General features: G+C 73.8%; 14 protein-coding genes. 3 read left to right on the top strand and 11 right to left on the bottom strand.

The features are described 5' to 3' along the window. Positions 1 to 96 precede the first annotated feature (96 nt). From ACIBKY_RS11470 to ACIBKY_RS11440, 7 genes are all read right to left on the bottom strand, one after another. Positions 97 to 2,025, bottom strand: coding sequence for a serine/threonine-protein kinase (locus tag ACIBKY_RS11470; protein ID WP_397096483.1), 1,929 nt, complete (start codon positions 2,023 to 2,025; stop codon positions 97 to 99). Positions 2,026 to 2,465: 440 nt separating this feature from the next. After that, entirely contained in the window at positions 2,466 to 3,911 is a 1,446-nt protein-coding gene (locus ACIBKY_RS11465; RefSeq protein WP_397096481.1) for a thiamine pyrophosphate-dependent enzyme, read from the bottom strand. 106 nt (positions 3,912 to 4,017) lie between these two features. Beyond that, positions 4,018 to 5,130, bottom strand: a complete 1,113-nt coding sequence (gene rodA / locus ACIBKY_RS11460; protein ID WP_397096479.1) for a rod shape-determining protein RodA — start codon at positions 5,128 to 5,130, stop codon at positions 4,018 to 4,020. Then, positions 5,127 to 6,992: a penicillin-binding protein 2 gene (mrdA, locus tag ACIBKY_RS11455; RefSeq protein WP_397096871.1), complete on the bottom strand. Its 1,866-nt coding sequence runs from the start codon at positions 6,990 to 6,992 to the stop codon at positions 5,127 to 5,129. The genes rodA and mrdA overlap by 4 nt, the downstream gene beginning before the upstream one ends. After that, entirely contained in the window at positions 6,880 to 7,509 is a 630-nt protein-coding gene (gene mreD, locus ACIBKY_RS11450) for a rod shape-determining protein MreD (RefSeq protein WP_397096870.1), read from the bottom strand. The genes mrdA and mreD overlap by 113 nt, the downstream gene beginning before the upstream one ends. Next, complete coding sequence (gene mreC / locus ACIBKY_RS11445) at positions 7,509 to 8,300, bottom strand: rod shape-determining protein MreC (protein ID WP_397096477.1); 792 nt, start codon at positions 8,298 to 8,300, stop codon at positions 7,509 to 7,511. Before mreC ends, mreD begins: the two co-directional genes overlap by 1 nt. Before the next feature lie 54 nt (positions 8,301 to 8,354). Next, on the bottom strand, positions 8,355 to 9,386 hold the full coding sequence (locus tag ACIBKY_RS11440) for a rod shape-determining protein (protein ID WP_397096475.1): 1,032 nt from the start codon (positions 9,384 to 9,386) through the stop codon (positions 8,355 to 8,357). 196 nt (positions 9,387 to 9,582) lie between these two features. Between ACIBKY_RS11440 and ACIBKY_RS11435 the strand changes: the two genes are divergently transcribed. After that, positions 9,583 to 10,365, top strand: coding sequence for an IclR family transcriptional regulator (locus ACIBKY_RS11435; RefSeq protein ID WP_397096473.1), 783 nt, complete (start codon positions 9,583 to 9,585; stop codon positions 10,363 to 10,365). A gap of 4 nt (positions 10,366 to 10,369) precedes the next feature. Here the strand turns inward: ACIBKY_RS11435 and eda are convergent, their stop codons facing one another. The 4 genes from eda to zwf are packed head-to-tail and all read right to left on the bottom strand — an operon-like array spanning position 10,370 to position 15,380. Beyond that, positions 10,370 to 10,984, bottom strand: coding sequence for a bifunctional 4-hydroxy-2-oxoglutarate aldolase/2-dehydro-3-deoxy-phosphogluconate aldolase (gene eda, locus ACIBKY_RS11430; protein ID WP_397096472.1), 615 nt, complete (start codon positions 10,982 to 10,984; stop codon positions 10,370 to 10,372). Further along, complete coding sequence (glk, locus tag ACIBKY_RS11425) at positions 10,971 to 11,942, bottom strand: glucokinase (RefSeq protein WP_397096471.1); 972 nt, start codon at positions 11,940 to 11,942, stop codon at positions 10,971 to 10,973. Before glk ends, eda begins: the two co-directional genes overlap by 14 nt. Then, positions 11,935 to 13,896 carry a phosphogluconate dehydratase gene (gene edd, locus ACIBKY_RS11420; protein ID WP_397096469.1) on the bottom strand — a complete coding sequence of 654 codons (1,962 nt, stop codon included), beginning with the start codon at positions 13,894 to 13,896 and terminating at the stop codon, positions 11,935 to 11,937. Before edd ends, glk begins: the two co-directional genes overlap by 8 nt. Then, a complete protein-coding gene (gene zwf / locus ACIBKY_RS11415; RefSeq protein WP_397096468.1) occupies positions 13,896 to 15,380 on the bottom strand; it encodes a glucose-6-phosphate dehydrogenase in 1,485 nt (494 codons plus the stop codon). The genes edd and zwf overlap by 1 nt, the downstream gene beginning before the upstream one ends. A 141-nt stretch (positions 15,381 to 15,521) precedes the next feature. Between zwf and ACIBKY_RS11410 the strand changes: the two genes are divergently transcribed. Together ACIBKY_RS11410 and ACIBKY_RS11405 are read left to right on the top strand one after the other, a co-directional pair. Continuing rightward, entirely contained in the window at positions 15,522 to 16,691 is a 1,170-nt protein-coding gene (locus ACIBKY_RS11410; protein WP_184963984.1) for an ROK family transcriptional regulator, read from the top strand. 38 nt (positions 16,692 to 16,729) lie between these two features. Beyond that, on the top strand, positions 16,730 to 18,286 hold the full coding sequence (locus ACIBKY_RS11405) for an OmpA family protein (RefSeq protein ID WP_397096466.1): 1,557 nt from the start codon (positions 16,730 to 16,732) through the stop codon (positions 18,284 to 18,286). Positions 18,287 to 18,315 lie beyond the last annotated feature (29 nt).

Genomic DNA, 18,315 nt, shown 5'->3' with positions numbered 1-18,315 from the left:
ACGGGAGGGGGTTCGACCCGATGCCGGAGCCGCGGTGGCGGTCCGGGTATCCGCCGGCGGCGTACGTGCCGTTCAGGCGGTGCGACTGGTGGTGAGCTAGCCGAGTTCGACGCGTATGCCGCGGCTCAGGCCGGAGTCGTGCAGTTGGACGCTCTCCGCGCTGGCGGTCTTGGGCAGGTCGAACTCCAGGGCTCCGGTGAACGACTGGCCGGGTTCGATGCGGATGGGGGTGATCTCCTTGCCCGCCTTGTCCAGGAGCCTGGCGGCGCCGTGGAGGACGTCGTCCTGGTCGATCAGCTTCTGCTGGCCCGGGTAGAGCACCCTGGCCTCCTGGCCGATGTTGGACACCCGTACGGACAGGCGGCACTGACGGCGCTCAGCGGTCTTGGCGGGTTTGGGGCACTTGGTGGCGGTCACGGTGAACTTCAGCTTGCCGTCCTGGACCGGCGCGCCCTCACCCGCCGCCGACGGGCCGCGGAACATCCATGCCATCAGCGAGATGAACAGCACGATCACCACCAGCACGATCACCGCGGCGATGAGGCAGCCCGACAACCCGCGCCGCGCCGATCGCTGAGGCACGCCGAAACCACGCGGCGGCAGCGGTCCCTGACCGGTGGCGGACGGCCGGGGCAGCGGCCCTTGCCCGGTCGTGGAGTGCTGGGCGAGCGGCACCGGCCCGGTCACCCCGGGCCCGGAGCGCCGGGGATCACGCACAGGCGGCCCGGTGCGCGGGTCATGCCCGGGACGCGGGTCGTGCGGAGCGGGGCGCGGCCCGGGACCCGCCGGTCCAGGCAACGGCCCCTGACCCGTGGTCGAGTGCCCGGGAACCTGCCTGCCGGGCCCACCCGGACCGGGTACGCCGTGCCCGGGAGCGCCGTGGCCGGGCGCCTCGGAGCCGTGCCGACCGGGGCTCGGAACCCCGTGGCCCGGCCCGCCGGAGGCCGGACCGGGCCCGCCGGAACCGGGGGCGGCGCGGCCGGGGCCCGCGGGGCTGGGGGCGCCGGTGATCGGGGGACCCGGCTGTGGGGGAGGGCCGGGGTGCGGAGGCTGGCTCGGGGTGCCGGGGCGTGGGGGCTGGGCCGCGGAGCCGGGGTGGGGGGCCGGGGGCGGGGTGAAGGGGGCCGGGCGGCCCGGGGGGTTCTGGGCCACCGCCGGGTCCCACATGCTGGTCAGGTGGCGGGTGGCGGCCAGCTGGGCGGCGGGCTCGTCGGCCGCGCCCACGAGCTCCAGCAGCAACTGCCGCGACGCCGGCCGCCGCGCCGGGTCGGGGTGGATGGCCGCCGCCACCAGCCGGTCCAGCGGCGCGGGCAGTCCCCGCAGGTCGGGCGGGGCGGTCCTGGCGCGGGCGGCCATGACGTAGGCGTCGCCCTCGCCGAAGGGGTGCCCGCCCAGCCCCGCGTACGCGATGAGCGAACCCCACGCGAACACGTCGCCCGCCGGGCTGGTACGCCCCTCGAAGACCTGCTCGGGCGCGATCCACCCCGGTGTGCCCATGACCATGCCGGCGTTGGTGTGGCGGGAGTTGACGTGCGTGGAACGGGCCAATCCGAAGTCGATCACGCGCGGCCCGGCGAGGGTGAGCATGACGTTGGCGGGCTTCAGATCCCGGTGGACCAGGCCGACGGCGTGGATGGCGGTCAGCGCCGCCGCCACGCCCACCGCGGCCGCGTGCAGCACCGACGGCTCCAGCGCGCCGTGCTCGATGAGGTGGTCCTCCAGGGAGACACCGTCGATGTACTCGGTGACGAGGTAGAGCAGGCCGTCGTGCTCGCCGTGGTCGAGTACGCGCGCGGTGCAGAACGAGGCGACCTTGCGCGCGTTGGACACCTCTTCGTGAAAGCGCGCCCGGTAGACCGGGTCGGCGGCGAAGTCGCGGCGGATCGCCTTCAGCGCCACCTTGGACCCGTCGGCGCCCTTGGCCAGGTAGACGGTGCCCATACCGCCCGAGCCGAGGCGCTTGACCAGCTCATACGGGCCGATCTCGGACGGGTCGTCGGGGGTCAGCGGACCGCGCTTTCCCACCCTCGCCGCCCTCTCACCGTCGTCATCCCGCCGTCTCAAACCGACCGATCCTCCGCCCGGCATGCCTTTTCTCCCAAGACTCTAACGGTTGAGAGACGATCAGGCGTCGCACTGGGTTTCATCGCAGGTCGGGGCTCTGAGGCTCCGGAGGGTCCGGCCGCGGCGGGAAGGGTACGGCTCCCGCCCCGGGGATCGGCGCCACCACGGTACGGGGGCCCTCCGGAGGGTGCGTGGACTAGCGGACCCAGCTGACGCCGGAGCCGGTCTTCATGCGATCACCCCCTTCCCCGAAGACGGAGGGCGAGGCGCCGGCGGCGCCCGCGGGCATGGAAGCGCGCCTCGGACACGAACCACGTTGACCGGGACACCGCCGGGCCTCCCGTCGTGCCCGCCGCTCAATAGGGTGCGCGGCGGTGCACGCGGGCCTGGGCGCGCCCACGCTAAGGCCCGTTCACGGGGACCTCGACGAGCATGGGCAGGTCGGAGGCGGTCGCGACGCGCAGCGCGGCGGCCAGCGCCTCGCCGGACTCGACGTGGCTGGCGGCGACGCCGTACCCCTTGGCGATGGCGCAGAGGTCGGCGCCGGGGCCGGCGCCGTCGAGGCGCGACAGCCAGCGCAGCATCGCCCGCGCGCCGTCGGTGAGGACCACGACCGTCAGCGGCACCCGGTACGCGGCGGCGCTCCACAGGGCGGCGACGGCGTGCTGCAGCGACCCGTCGCCGACGACGGCCACGACCGGGCGGGACGGTTCGCCGAGCTGGGCGCCGATGGCGGCGGGCAGCCCGTGCCCGGCTCCGCCGCCCGCCGCGCACAGGAACGAGCCGGGCCGGTCGATCCTGATCTGGTCGTGGAAGACGGGGCGGCTGGGCGGGGACTCGCTGACCCAGATCGTGTCGGGGGGCGCGCCCTCGGCCAGCGCGGCCAGCGCGGTGACGAGACTCATCGGACGGCTGCCGCGCGGCGCGGGGGAGGGCGCCGGCCACGTTCCGGGCAGGGGCTCCTGCCTGAGCTTGGTGAGGTCGGCCAGGGCGGTCAGCGCCTGCCGTACGTCGCCCACGATGACGTCGCCGAAGGCGGCGCAGGACGGGTCGGAGGTGAGCAGGACGGCGGCGACGCCCTCCGGCGGCGGCACGCCGGCGGCGAGGACCAGGTCGTGGGCGGCGAGCTGGCGGGCGGCCGGCTCGGCGTCCGGGAGCAGGGCGCCTCGGTAGTGCGGATGGGACTGCGGGAAGGACACGCGGCCGGACTGCGAGGCCTCCCAGACGGGCAGGGCGCAGCGCTCGGCGAGTTCGACCGCGGCCGCCCAGCCGCCCGAAGCGTCCACGTCGGCGCCGACGACGAGCACGGGCGAGCGTGCGCGGTCGAGCCGCTCGGCCAGTACGGCCAGCGCGATCGGGTCAGGGGCGGCCGCGGCGGCCAGGGGGCGGACCGCGGGCGCCGGGTCCGCCTCGGTCGCGGCCAGGCCGGCGGGCAGTGACAGGAACACGGGGCCACGCGGCGGGGTGAGGGCGACGTGGTAGGCCCACTCCAGCGCGGCGGGCACGTCGCGCGGCGCGGGCGCGCAGGACCACTTGACGGCGGGCCGGACGGGTTCGCCGCCTTCGCCGGTCCGCCCCGGCCCGGTCGTGACGATGAGCGGGGTGCGGTTGGCGGCGGCCCCGAGCACGGCGCCCGCCCCGTGGGCCGCGCACCCGAGGTTGACGAGGGCGGGCCGGCCGGTGACGGAGGCGTACCCGTCGGCCATCGCGACCACGACGGCCTCCTGGAGGCCGCGGATGCGGCGGACGTCGCCGGGGAAGGCACCGTCGGCTGCCGGGCCGCCGAAGACGGTGGTGAGGTCCCGAAGCCGCATCCAGTCGGCGATGGCCCGGCTTGTGGTGCTCATGACATTGATGGGAACTCCACAGCATCAATGAGGCAATCATCCGTTTCGGTCGATGGAACGCCGAGCGCGAATGGCCAGGTTGTGTTCCGGCAGGGAAAACCGCAGGTCAGTGGCCCTTGGGTGGATGACCCCGGTGGATCGACTGCAGGACGCCGATCGCGGCCAAGGCGGCCACGGTGGCCGACCCGCCGTACGAGACCAAGGGGAGCGGGACGCCGATCACGGGGGCCAGCCCGAGCGCCATGCCGATGTTCACGAACGTCTGGAGCGCCAGCCAGCACACCACCGCCGCCGCGGCGACGCAGCCGAACGAGCCCGTGCGGCCCGCGATCCGCAGCCCGCGCCACAGCACCACCGCCAGCAGGGCCACGATCAGCGCCGAGCCCAGGAAGCCGAGTTCCTCGCCGGCCACGGTGAAGACGAAGTCGGTGTGCTGCTCGGGTACGAACCGACCGGCCGTCTGGTCGCCGTTGAACAACCCGCGCCCGAACGCGCCGCCCGAGCCGACCGTGACCAGCGCCTCCTTGGCGGTGTAGCCGGCGCCGAGCGGGTCGGCCCCCGGCTCGGCGAAGGCGATGAGGCGGCTCACCTGGTGCGGCTGGAGCAGTCCCAGGAACCAGGCGGCGGCCCCCGCCGCGACGGCCGACCCGCTCAGCGCCAGCAGCCACCGCAGCGCCACCCCGGCCGCGAACAGCGCGCCCAGCACCACCGCGGCCAGGATCAGGAACGTGCCCATGTCGGGCTGCAGCAGGATGAGCGCGGCGGGCGGCGCGGCCAGGGCCAGTGCCGGCCCCACCTGGGTCCGGCGCGGCCGCCGCTCGCCGTCGTCCCGCTCGGCGAGCACGGTGGCCAGCGCCAGCACGAGCGCCAGCTTCGCCGGCTCCGACGGCTGCACCTGCAGGGGCCCGAGACCCAGCCACGCCTGCGCCCCGTTCACGGTACGGCCCAGCGGTGTCAGCACCGCCGCCAGGCTGAGCACGGCGCCCAGATAGGCCCACGGCGTGTACGCCCGCAGCACCCGGTGACTCGTCGCGGAAAGCGCGACCATGACCGTAACCCCGACGGCGATGTTGACGAGCTGCCGCTTGAGATAGGTGAGCGGATCCTGCCCCGCGTCCAGCAACCGGGGCTCGGTGGCCGACCACACCAGCACCGCGCCCAGCCCGCACAGCGCCACCGCCGCCACGGCCAGCACCCAGTCGGGACGCCCCGCCCTCACCGCAGGGCCGCCTTCCCGCCCTCCAGCCCGTACATGCCCGACCAGATCTCCCGTACGGCCGGCGCCGCCGTCGAGGCACCCGTCCCGCCCTGCGAGACCACGACCACCACGGCGTAGCGCGGTTTGCCGGCCGGGGCGAAGGAGGCGAACCAGGAGGTGTCCTTCTTGCCGTACGCCTCCGCCGTACCCGTCTTGCCGGCCACGGCCAGCCGGTCCAGCGGGAACCCGGCGAACGCGCCGGCCGCCGTCCCGCTCTTGGGCACCTCGGCCAGCGCCTCGCGGATGTAGGCGAGCACCTTTCCCGGCACCGGCAGCCGCCCGGCCACCTTCGGCTTGATCCGCCGCACCACGCTGCCGTCGGCCCGCACGACCGCCTTGCCCACGCGCGGCGTGAACAGCTTGCCGCCGTTGGCCAGCGCCGCGTACGCCCTGGCCAGCTGCAACGGCGTCACCAGCACGTCACCCTGCCCGATGGAGAAGTTGGCCGCGTCGCCCGCCCACCACCGATGGCCGTCGCGGCAGCTCTCCTTCGCGATCGCCCGGACGTAGGCGGACCTGGCCCGCTTGGCCTCCTTGCACGACTGCTTCCTGGTCTGCGCCCAGAACGCGCGCTTCCACGCCCGCGTCGGCAGCCGCCCGGCCGCCTCGCCGGGCAGGTCGATCCCGGTGCGCTTGCCGAACCCGAAGGCCGCGGCCATCTTCTGCATCGGATCCTTGGGCCGTTTGACCGGCTTCGTACCGCCGTCCTTGAGCCACATCTCGTAGGCGAACCGGTAGAAGATCGTGTCGCACGAGGCGGTCAGCGCCCGGCTCAGCGGCATGCTGCCGAGCGGGATCCCGCGGAAGTTCCTGAACGACCTGGCGCCCACCCGGAACGACCCCGGGCAGCCATAGATCCCGTCGAGCGCGTAGCCGGCCTTCACCGCCGCGGCGGCCGAGGTGATCTTCCAGGTGGAGCCGGGCGCCCACTGGCCCTGGATCGCCTTGGGCTGCAGCCTGCCGCGCAGCTCACGGTAGGCGCGGCCGGAGATGCCGCCCGACCACACGTCAGGGTCGTAGCCCGGGTGGGCGGCCAGCGCCACCACCCGTCCCGTCCGCACGTCCATGACCACCGCCGCACCGGCGTCCGCGGGCAGCCGCCGCCCGCGCGCCCCTTCCACCGCCCGGCGCAGCGCCCGCTCGGCCACCTCCTGCACCTCGGCGTCGATGCTGGTCACCAGGTCGTGCCCGGCCACCGGCGGCGTCTCGGTGAGCGTCCTGACGACCTGGCCGGTGGTGTCCACGACCACCTCGCGCCGGCCCGGCCGTCCGCTCAGGTCGGCGTCGTAGCGGGCCTCGAGACCCTCCTGGCCGGACAGGCCGATGCCGCTGGCCGGGTCGCCGCCGCCCGACGGCGCGACGTAGCCGAGCGTGTGCGCCGCGAGCTCGCCGCGCGGATGCTCGCGCACCGGCACGGGGTCGGCGCTCACGCCGGGGAACAGCTCGGGCCGCTCGGCGATCTGCAGCGCCGCCCGCGTGCTCACCTCCCGCGCCACGGGGATCGGCTGGTACGGCGAGCCGGGCCAGCACGGGGGGCGGACGCCGGCCGTACACAGGCGGACCCGCTCGGCCAGGCGCGCGGCCGGGACGCCGAGCACGGCGGCCAGCCGGTCGAGCACCGCGCGCCCGCCGTCGCGGCGGCGGGTCAGCGCCACGTGGTCGACCGTGACCGCCAGCCGGGTGCGGTTGCGCACCAGCGGGCGGCCGCGATCATCGAGAATCCCGCCCCTGACCTGTGGCACGACCACCTGCCTGACGTGATCTTCCGCCGCGGCCCTGGCGTAGTCGTCGCCGTGGCGCACCTGCACGTCCCACAGCCGGATGAGCAGGATGAGCAGCAAGGAGGCGATCAGCACGTGCAGGACCAGCAGCCGGGAACGCATCGGGCGCCTTCCACCGCATCGGGAACCAGACCAGGGGGCTCGCGGCCACCGTGTACGCGGCGGCCAGGGGGAGGACGTGGACGAGCGCCGGGCCCCCGGCGCGCGGGTCGCCGAGCGCCGCGTGGACGCCCGCGGTGAACAGCAGCCCGGCCAGCACGCCCAGCGGGAAGGCGGCGACGGCCGGCAGCCTGAGCAGGTGGCCGGCGACGTACCCGGCCAGGCACAGGGCCAGCGCGTCGCGCCCCACCGGGTGGACGGCCGGCGGGATCAGGTCCAGCACGGCGCCTGCCGCGAACCCGGCCACCGCGCCCGCGACCGGCCCCCGCAGGCGGGCGACGGCCAGCACCGCCAGCAGGGTCAGGTCGGGGGTGACGCCGCCGGGCAGCGACAGCCGGTTGACCAGCACCACCTGGATCAGCGGCGCGAGCGCGAGCGCCGCCCAGGCCCGCGCGGGCATCACGGGGCGCTCCCCGGCGGGATCACGACGGCGACCGCGTCGAGGGCGGTGAGGCGGGCCGCCGGACGGACCAGGGCGGTACGGGTGAGGGGATCGGTGGCAGGCGAGACGCTGACGATGGTGCCGATCGGGACTCCGGGGGCGAAGGGCACCATCCGCCGCGAGCCGAACGTCACCACCTTCTGGCCCGCCGAGACCGGGGCCTCGGCGTCGAGCAGGCTCAGGCGCAGCAGGCCGCCGGGCTTGCCGCCGCCGGTGACGGTGCCGACCTCTCCCGGCTTCTCGCCCTGGAGGCGGGCGCCGACGACCGAGGTGGCGTCACTGGCCAGCAGGACGGTGGCGGTGCCAGGACCGGCGGCGACGACCCTGCCCACCAGGCCGTCGCCGTTGAGCACGGTCAGGTCGGGTCGGACGCCGGAGGTGGTGCCGGCGTCGATCGTGACGGTGGCGGACAGGCCTTGCCGCCCGCCGTACGCGATGACCTGGGCCGCGACGGAGCGCGGTCCCGGCGTGGCGGGGTCGGGACGGTGGGGGCGGGTCCAGAGTTCGGCCCGCAGGCGGGCGTTCTCCTGCTCCAGCGCCCGGATCCGGCGGCTGTCGGAGCCGCCGGCGGCCAGGCCGGAGACCGCCCTCTCGACCGGTCCCGCCACCGCGGCGCCCGCGGTGAGCAGCGGTTGCAGCGCGGCTTCCCGGTCGGCGGCGATGAGCAGTGCCGCGGCCAGCACGAGGACGCCCACCACCAGCCGGCCCCGGCCCGGTTTCCTGCCGAGCGCGCCCCGGCCCCGTCTCATCCGTCTTCCTCCCCGGCGGCCCCCGAGCGCATCCGCAGGTCGCCTCCTTCCAGATCAGCGACGGGTCTCCGGTACGAAGACGTCCTTCAGGCGGCCGAACTCCTCCACGCACCGGCCGGAGCCGAGCACCACCGACTGCAGCGGGTTCTCCACCAGCTTGATCGGCATGCCGGTGGCCTCCGACAGCCGCCGGTCGAGTCCGAGCAGCTTCGCCCCGCCGCCGGTGAGGGCGATGCCGCTGTCCATCAGGTCGCCCGACAGCTCGGGCGGGCACTCGTCCAGCGTGGCCTGGACCGCTTCGACGATGGCGTTGACCGGCTCGGCCAGCGCGGCGCGGATCTCCGCCGCGCTCACCGGGACGGTCTTGGGCAGGCCGCTGACCAGGTCGCGGCCGCGGATCTCGGCCGTCGGCTCATCCCCGTCGGGGTAGGCGGAGCCGATGTTCATCTTGAGCTGCTCGGCGGTGCGCTCGCCGAGCATGAGGCCGTGTTCCTTCTTGGTGTGGGCGATGATCGCCTGGTCGAGCTCGTCGCCGCCGACCCGGATGGAGGTGGAGCTGACGATGCCGCCGAGCGAGATCACGGCCACCTCGGTGGTGCCGCCGCCCACGTCGACGACCATGCTGCCGGCCGGCTCGTGCACGGGCAGGCCGGCGCCTATCGCGGCGGCCATCGGCTCCTCGATGAGGTAGACCTGGCGGGCGCCGGCCTCGTAACAGGCCTCTTTGACGGCGCGTTGCTCGACGCCGGTGGTGCCGCTGGGCACGGCGACCACGACGCGGGGGCGGACGATGTAGCGGCGGCGGTGGACCTTCTGAATGAAGGAGCGCAGCATGCGCTCGGCGACCTCCAGGTCGGTGATCACACCGTCTCTGAGCGGGCGGATGGCGACGATGTAGCCGGGGGTTCGGCCGATCATCTGCTTGGCGTCGCCGCCGACGGCGACGATCTTGTCGGTGCGGGTGTTGATCGCCACGACGGACGGCTCGTCGAGCACGATGCCGCGGTCTCGGACGTAGACGAGGGTGTTGGCGGTGCCGAGATCCACCGCCAGGTCACGGCCAAGGAAGGGAAACGGGATGGGCATGGGCGACACCAGCCCTCTGGTGGGGGATAAATCACGCCCTTCCCCACCTATTCCCCGTCAAACGGCCAGGTCAGAAGGTTTCACAATCGTTAGCAAGGACGGTGTGCCTGATCCCTGGTTCGGGTAAACCCGAAACCATGGATCGCACCCCGGGGGAAGCCCTTCCTTCTCCTTGGCGAGGATGAGGATGGTGGACATGCCGGGGAAGTCGATCGTGCGGCACCGGCGCGCACCGGAGGCCGCCCAGCCGGGCAGCCTCGAGAAGGGGATCGACATCCTCTTCTCGCTCAGCGCCGCGGCGCAGCCGATCAGCCTGTCGCAACTGTGCAGGAACACCGGCCTGCCCAAGTCGACCGCCCACCGGATCCTCGCGGTCCTGTGCTCGCGGTCCCTGGCCAAACGGGCCGGCACCGACTACCTCGTTGGCGACCTGCTCGCCCGGCTCGGCGACGCCCGGGGCCGCATCCCCGGGACCAGGCGGGCCGTCCTGCCGTACCTGCTGTACCTGTACGAGACCACCCGCCAGACGGTCAACCTGGCCGTGCTGTCCGGCCTCGAAGCCGAGTACGTCGAGCGGGTCTACGGCCACAACCGGGTCCCCTCGCCCTCCGACGGCGTGGACCGGGCGCCGCTGCACTGCACGGCCATCGGCAAGACGCTGCTCGCCTACGACTCCGGGCTGCGCCAGACGCTGGCCGACCAGGGCAGCCCGCCGCGTCTGACCCGCCGCACGATCACCAGCCTGACCGGCCTGGACCGCGAACTCGCCCGCGTGCGCCACTACGGCGTCGCCTACGCCCAGGAGGAGTTCGCCGACGGGGTGGCCTGCGTGGCGGCGCCGGTGTTCGACGCGGCGGGCAAGGTGGCCATGTCGATCTCGGTGGCGGGACCGGCGGTCGCCCTTCCCCTGGCCCGCCTCGGCATCTCCGTCAGAGGCGCCGCCCAGGCCATCTCCGCCGCCCTCGCCCGCCTCGGCTGATCCCTCAGGAACGCAGCGCCGCCGCCTCGGCCGCGAGCTTCTCCACCCTGGCCCAGTCTCCCGTGGCCAGGGCGTCGGCGGGGGTGAGCCACGTGCCGCCCACGCAGCCCACGTTCGGGAGCGCCAGGTAGTCGGGGGCGGTGTCCGGCCTGATCCCGCCGGTCGGGCAGAACCGCACGTCCGGCAGCGGTCCCGCCAGGCTCTTCAGGTACGGCAGGCCGCCGGCGGCCTCGGCCGGGAAGAACTTGAGCTCCTTGATGCCCCGCTCCGCCAGCGCCATGACCTCGGAAGCGGTCGCCGCCCCCGGCAGGAACGGCACGCCGGACCCCAGCAGCGCCTCGGCCAGCGCCGGGGTCGTACCGGGTGAGACCAGGAACGTCGACCCGGCCCCCACGGCCGCCGCGATGTCGGCCGCCGACCGGATGGTCCCGGCGCCGATCACCGCGCCGGGAACCTCCGCCGCGATGCGCGCGATCGACTCCAGGGCGGCGGCCGTGCGCAGGGTCACCTCGATGACCGGAAGCCCGCCCGCGACGAGCGCCCGCGCGAGCGGGACGGCCGTCTCCACGTCGTCGATCACCACGACGGGCACGACAGGGGCGAGATCAAGCAGGCTCATAGACACTTCTCCTCGAAAGCTGCTGGGTCAGCCAGGCCGCCGCCCCCGTCAGCGCCGGCTGCGGCGCGACGATCAGCGTGGTGGCGATCGACGACAGGTACCCGGACATGCTGGGACTGGCGGCGAACCGCCGGCGGAAGGCGCTGGCTCGCACGCGCTCCACGATACGGGGGAGCACGCCCCCGCCGATGTAGACGCCTCCCCTGGCGCCCAGGGTGAGCGCGACGTTCCCGGCGAACGTGCCGAGCATGGCGCAGAAGACGTCCACGGTCTCGGCGCACAGCGGGTCACCGGCGCGGGCGACGATCTCCGAGGCGGTCAGCCCGTCCTCGGGTGCGGCGCCGTTGACCAGCGCCAGCGCCCGGTACAGGCGCGCCAGCCCGGGGCCGGACAGCACGTGCTCGGCCTCGACGTGCCGCAGCCCCTGCGCGCGCAGCGCGGCGACGATCTCCTGCTCGCGCTCGTCGTGCACCGGGACGCTGACGTGGCCGCCCTCGCCCGGCACCGGGATCCAGCCGTGGTCGCCCGGCACCAGCCCGGCCACCCCGAGCCCGGTCCCCGGCCCGAGCACCGCCTTGATCCCGTCGCCCGGCGCCGGCCCGCCGAGCCCGACCAGGTCGTCCGCGCCCAGGTGGGGCAGGGACACGGCCAGCGCCTCGAAGTCGTTGAGCAGCACCGCGTACGGCACGCCCAGTTCCCCCACGGACCCCGACCACGGCAGGTTCGTCAGCCGGTAGGAGTCACCGCCGATCGGCCCCGCGACCGCCACGCACGCCGCCCCCGGCCGCACTCCGCCCGCGTGGTCCGCGAGATAGGCGGCTACGGCATCCGGAAGGCTCGCGTGATCGGCCCCGGCCAGCACCGCGACGTGCGAGGGAGCCTCGCCCGGCGCGGTGACGAGCCCGAACCTGGCATTGGTGCCGCCGACGTCGGCGACCAGCCACGGCAGCTCACCCACCGGCGTGCTCCGCGGCGTGGCGGGCGTGCTCTTCCATGACCTTCAGCCGGGACGGCGTGGCCTCCGCGTGCGCGGCCCCGGCCGGAGCGGCGAAGCCCAGGCCCGGCCCGTGCTCGGGCTGCTCGGCCCCGCTCACCCCGAAGACCCCGGCCCCGTACTCGGCCGGCCCGGCCATCCGCCGGAAGGCGGCGAACAGCTCACGTCCCGTCCCCACCCACTCGGCGTCGCTCAGCGCCCGCCCCTGCGGCTCGCGTCCCGACAGGTCCGCCAGCACCTCCAGGGTCCCGGCGGCGGAGTCGAGCCGGATGACGTCGCCCTCGCGCACGAGCGCGATGGCGCCGCCGTCGGCGGCCTCCGGCGACAGGTGGATGGCCGCCGGAACCTTCCCCGACGCGCCGGACATCCGGCCGTCGGTGACGATCGCCACGTTCTGTCCCCGATCGAGCAGTACGGCCAGCGGCGGCGTCAGCTTGTGCAGCTCGGGCATGCCGTTGGCCGAGGGCCCCTGGTAACGGATGACCGCCACGAAGTCCTGCCCGTCCAGCGCGCCGGCCTCGAAGGCGGCCAGCAGGTCGAGCTGGTCGTCGAAGACCTTGGCCGGCGCCTCGATGACCAGGTGCTCGGGCTTGACCGCCGACACCTTGCTGACGGCGCAGCCGAGGTTGCCCTCGACCATGTGGATCCCGCCGTCGGCCGCGAACGGCGCCGCGACCGGCCGCAGCACGTCGAGGTCGGAGCTGCCCTCGGCGCGCTCCTCCCAGACCAGCGCGCCGTCCTTCAGCGACGGCGCCGAGCGGTAGTGGTCGAGCCCGCGCCCGGCCACGGTCAGCACGTCGCCGTGCAGCAGCCCGTGGTCGAGCAGGTCGCCGATGAGCACCTGCATGCCGCCGGCGTCGCGGAAGTGGTTCACGTCCGCCTGGCCGTTGGGGTAGATCTTGGTCAGCGACGGCACGACCTTCGACAGGCAGGCCAGGTCGTCCCAGGTCAGCACGATGCCCGCGGCGGCGGCCATGGCCACCAGGTGCAGCGTGTGGTTGGTGGAGCCGCCGGTGGCCAGCAGCGCCACGCAGGCGTTGACGATCGACTTCTCGTCGACGAGCTCGCCGATCGGGGTGTACTCGGAGCCGTGCGCGGTGATCTCCACGGCCCGGCGCCCGGCCGCCTCGGTCAGGGCGTGGCGCAGCTCGGTGTGCGGGTTGACGAACGTGGAGCCGGGCAGGTGCAGGCCCATGACCTCCATGAGCGCCTGGTTGGAGTTGGCGGTGCCGTAGAAGGTGCAGGTGCCGGGGGAGTGGTAGGAGGCGGCCTCGGCCTCCAGCAGTTCCGTGCGGCCGACCTTGCCCTCGGCGAACAGCTGCCGGGTGCGGGCCTTGACCTTGTTCGGCAGCCCGGAGCTCATCGGACCGGCCGGGACGAAGATCGCCGGCAGGTGCCCGAAGTGCAGCGCGCCGATGAACAGGCCCGGCACGATCTTGTCGCAGACGCCCAGCAGCAGCGACGCGTCGAACATGTCGTGCGACAGCGCGATGGCCGTGGACATGGCGATCACGTCGCGGCTGTAGAGCGACAGCTCCATGCCGGCGCGGCCCTGGGTGATGCCGTCGCACATGGCCGGCACGCCGCCCGCCACCTGCGCCACGCCGCCGGCCGCGCGCACCGCCTTCTTCAGCTCCGGCGGGTAGGTCTCGTACGGCTGGTGGGCGCTGAGCATGTCGTTGTAGCTGGTGACGATGGCGATGCCGGGCCTGGCCGTACCCCGGAGGAGGGGCTTGTCCTCGGCGGGGGCGGCCGCGAAGCCGTGCGCGAGGTTCGCGCAGCCCAGGTGCGCGCGGGCGGGGCCCTTGGCGCGGGCGGCCTCGCCGTCGCGGCGGATGCGCGCCAGATAGGCGGTACGGCTGGCGGCGCTGCGCTCGGCGATCCGGTCCGTGATCTCCTGGATCTCCCGGTTGGTCATCACGCCTCCTCGTGCCAGGCCCGGCCGCTGCGGCCGAGCAGTTCGTGGGCGCCCGCGGGGCCGGCGGTGCCCGCGGGGTAGGGCTCCGGCGGTTCGGGAGAGGCCTCCCAGGCCGCCAGGATCGGGTCGATCCAGCGCCAGGCGGCCTCGACCTCGTCGCGGCGCATGAACAGCGTCGGGTTGCCGGCCAGCACGTCGGTCAGGAGGCGCTCGTAGGCCTCGGGGACGCGGGCGGTGAAGGTCTCGCCGAAGCTGAGTGACAGCGGCACCGGCTTGAGCGTGGTCTCGCCGGCGCCCGGCTCCTTGGCCATGATGTGCAGCTCGATGCCCTCTTCCGGCTGCAGGCGCAGCACCAGGCGGTTGGGCGAGCCGCCGGGGTAGATGGAGTGCGGCACGTCCTTGAACTGCACCACGATCTCCGAGACGCGGCGCGGCATGCGCTTGCCGGTGCGCAGGTAGAACGGCACGCCCGCCCAGCGCCAGTTCTTGATCTCGGCGCGGATGGCGGTGAACGTCTCGACCCGCTTGGAGTCCTCGGTGGGCGGGGTGGAGGCGGGCTCGTCGAGGTAGCCCACCATCGCGCTCTCAGCGGTGTACTGGCCGCGGACGGTGAAGCGGTCGACCTCGCTGCCCTCCTGGATGGGGCGCAGCGCCTGCAGCACCTTCACCTTCTCGTCGCGGATGGCCTCGCGGTCGTTGCGCGCCGGGGGCTCCATCGCGGTGAGCGTGAGCAGTTGCAGCAGGTGGTTCTGGACCATGTCGCGCAGCGCGCCCGCCTGGTCGTAGTAGCCGCGGCGGCCGGGCGTGCCGACGGTCTCGGCGACGGTGATCTGCACGTGGTCGATCCAGAGGGAGTTCCAGATCGGCTCCAGGAAGGCGTTGGCGAAGCGGAGCACGAGCAGGTTCTGCACGGTCTCCTTGCCGAGGTAGTGGTCGATGCGGAAGATCTGGTGCTCGTCGAAGATCGCGCCGACCTCGTCGTTGATGCGCTGGGCGCTGGGCAGGTCGCGGCCGAGCGGTTTCTCCAGCACCACCCGCGACTGCGGGGTGACCAGGCCGGCCTCGTGCAGTTCGCGGCAGAACGGGCCGAACGTCATCGGCGGGCTGGCCAGGTAGAAGACACGGTCGCGCTGCTCGTGGCCGGCGAGCTGCCTCGACAGCTCGGCCCAGCCGGACTTGTCCGGGTTGCCGGAAGGGCCGCCGACGTCCACCGACACGTGGTGCAGGCGGCCCAGGAAACGCTGCCAGACGGCCGGGTCGTCGACGGGGACCTGGTCGCGTACCTCGGCGTCGACCTTGCCGCGGAAGTCGGCGTCGGTGAGCCCGCCCCGGGACATGGCGATGACGCGGGTCTCTGGCGCCAGGCGGCCGTCCCTGTCGCTGTGGTACAGCGCCGGGATCAGCTTGCGCATGGACAGGTCGCCGGTCCCGCCGAAGACGACGAGATCGGCGGCGTGGACGGCGGGAGACGAGAGGGGGGACACGACACGAGCTCCGATGATCAGCCAAGCAAGGACAGAACGGACATTAGCCAGAGTTTGGGTCGTGCACAACCCGAGTTTTGCTATTTGAAATAAGAAAGTCGGGACTGTTCATGACTTAAGCAGGTGTGATTCACTAAGCCGATGCCTCGACGTACCGCCGCGCCCCTCGCCACCAGTGGCGAGTTCCTGCGGCTCATCCGCACCGGAGAGGCCGTGACGCGAGCGGACCTCGGCCGGGTCACGGGCCTGTCCCGGCCTGCCGTGCAGCTGCGGGTGGGCGAGCTGATCGAGCGCGGCCTCGTGGTGGAGCGCACCGACGCGCCCTCCACCGGCGGGCGGCCGCCGGTCAGGCTGGAGTTCAACGCCGGGGGCGGAGTGGTGCTGGTGGCCGCGCTCGGCGCCAGCCGTACCCGGGTGGCGGTGTGTGACCTGTCCGGCGCGGAACTGGCCGCACGGCGCTTCCACATCGACGTCGAGCAGGGGCCCGACGTCGTGCTGCCGCTGCTCATGGACACCTGGGACGAACTGCTCGGCGACACCCCGCGCTCGCGGGTGCGCGGCGTGGGCATGGGCGTGCCCGCGACCGTCGAGTTCGCCCAGGGGCGCACCGAGAGCGCCCGGGTGATGGCCTCCTGGACGGGCGTGGTCATCCCGCCGCTGATCAGGGCCCGCTTCGACGTGCCCGTGCTGGTCGACAACGACGTGAACGTCCTGGCCATCGGCGAGCACCGCGGCGCCCACGCGAACGTCACCGACCTCATGTTCGTGAAGATCTCCACCCGGATCGGAGCCGGGATCATCTCCGGCGGCGAAATCCTGCGCGGCGCCCTCGGCGCGGCCGGGGAGATCGGCCACATCCCGGTACGCGACGGCGGCGGCGTGCTGTGCCGGTGCGGCAACATCGACTGCGTCGACTCGGTGGCCAGCGGCACCGCGCTGCTGCGCGACCTGCGCGCCGCGGGCAAGGACGTCAAGACGATCGAGGACGTCACCGCGCTCGTGCGGGCCGGCGACGCCCAGACGATGGCGACGGTACGCGAGGCGGGCCGGCGCATCGGCGAGGTGCTGGCCTCCGCGGTCAACATCCTCAACCCGTCCGTGGTGGTGCTGGGCGGCGACGTGGCCGAAACCTTCGGCCCCCTGGTGTCCAGCATCCGCGAGGTCGTCTACCGGCGCTCCACCGCGCTCGCCACCCGCACGTTGCGGATCGAGGCGAGCAGGATGGGCGCGGGGGCGGGCATCACCGGCTGCGCGGTGATGGTCCTGGACCACGTCCTGTCACCGGACGCCGTGGACGACGCCCTGAGTTGAATATGGTCGGGTGTTTCGGTCATGGCACAATCTCCGCCATGTCTAACCGGATCCTGGCCCTGGCCGCCGTCCTGACGCTGGCCGCCACCGGCTGCGGGATGCTGCCCCAACCGCAGCAGGCCGCGCCCCCCACCAAGGCCCCCGAGGCGGCCCCCGCCACCACCCCGGCGGCGACCACGCCCGCGGCCACACCCTCCGCCACGAGCGACGACCGCCCCGCCCTCGCCGAGACCCGCAGCACCATGACCCCCGACCTCAAGGTCGAAGTGGTCGGCCTCAACCGGCTCAAGGGCAAGCACCTGGTGGTCCAGATCCGCCTCACCAACACCGGTGCGGACAAGGACCTCACCTGGACCGGCGAGATGGGTGACGAGACCCGCAAGCTGGGCGCGATCAGGTGGGCATCCGGCATCGGCGTGCTCGACGAGCGGGCCCGGACCTGGATCCTGCCGTACAAGCCCGAGGGCAGCCCCTGCCTCTGCACCGACGAGAAGCGCGACGGCATCGGCTACTTCATCAAGCCGGGCGCCTCGATCTCCCTCTACGCCGTCATGCCCGCCCCCGGCGGCGACGGGCAGACCGCGACCGTCGTCACCCCGCTGGCCCCGCCCATGCTCAACGTCCCCGTCAGCGACGACCCGCCGCAGGGCGACTTCCCCGACCCCGACGCCGAGCCCGTCACCCCGCTCGTCCACCGCGTCGTTCTGCCGTCGGAGTCGAACGACAGGACCGAGGAGACCGCGGACGACGGCAAGGACCTCCGCGTGAACCTGTCCTCCGACGTGCTGTTCGCCGTGGACAAGGCCGTGCTCACCTCGCGGGCCAAGGCGGTGCTCGCGCGTACCGCCAAGCTCATCGAGGCCTCGCCCGCCACCGAGGTCAAGGTCGAGGGCCACGCCGACTCCTCCGGCAACGACGCCATCAACGACCCGCTGTCCGCGCGTCGCGCCCAGGCCGTGAAGGCCGCGCTCGCGCCGCTGCTGAAGCGCGACGGCGTCGCCTTCCAGACCAAGGGGTACGGCTCCCGCCGCCCCCTGTACGGCAACGACACCGACGAGGGCAAGCGGCGCAACCGGCGGGTCACGGTGACCTTCGCCAAGCCTCAGGCCGCCGCGCGGCCGTCCCCCTCCCAGGACGTCGTCTCCACCGTGGGCCCCGGCGACGACCTGACGGGCAGCACCAAGGCCGACGGCCAGCCCATCGCCATGGAGGTCACCGGGCTGCGCCGGCTGCAGGGCGGGCTCGGCCTGCTCACCTACACGATCGCCAACGAGGGCACGGCGGAGGCGTGGTACAACGACCTGCACGACGGCCAGGACTGGCAGTCGTACAAGTACCAGTCCGCCAGCTCCGTCGTCCTCACCGACCAGGCGGACCGCCGCCGGTACCTGCCCGGCCGCATCGAGGTCCAGACCGGTGACGACCCGGGATCGTACTGCGCGTGCAGCGGCGTCTCCGGGGTCCGGCTGGGCACCGAGAAGTTCGCGCCGGGGCAGAAGCGGGAGTTCTGGGGGCTGTTCGCCCTGCCGGACGGGGCCTCGGGGCTGAGCGTCAAGATCGCCGGGTTCCGGGAACTGCAGGTCCCGATCCAATAGCTCTCAGGGTTGCGATCACCGCTCCGGTC

The sequence above is a fragment of the Nonomuraea sp. NPDC050394 genome, from assembly GCF_044459065.1.
Classification (GTDB): Bacteria; Actinomycetota; Actinomycetes; order Streptosporangiales; family Streptosporangiaceae; genus Nonomuraea.
This window is presented reverse-complemented; position numbering and strand designations above follow the sequence as displayed.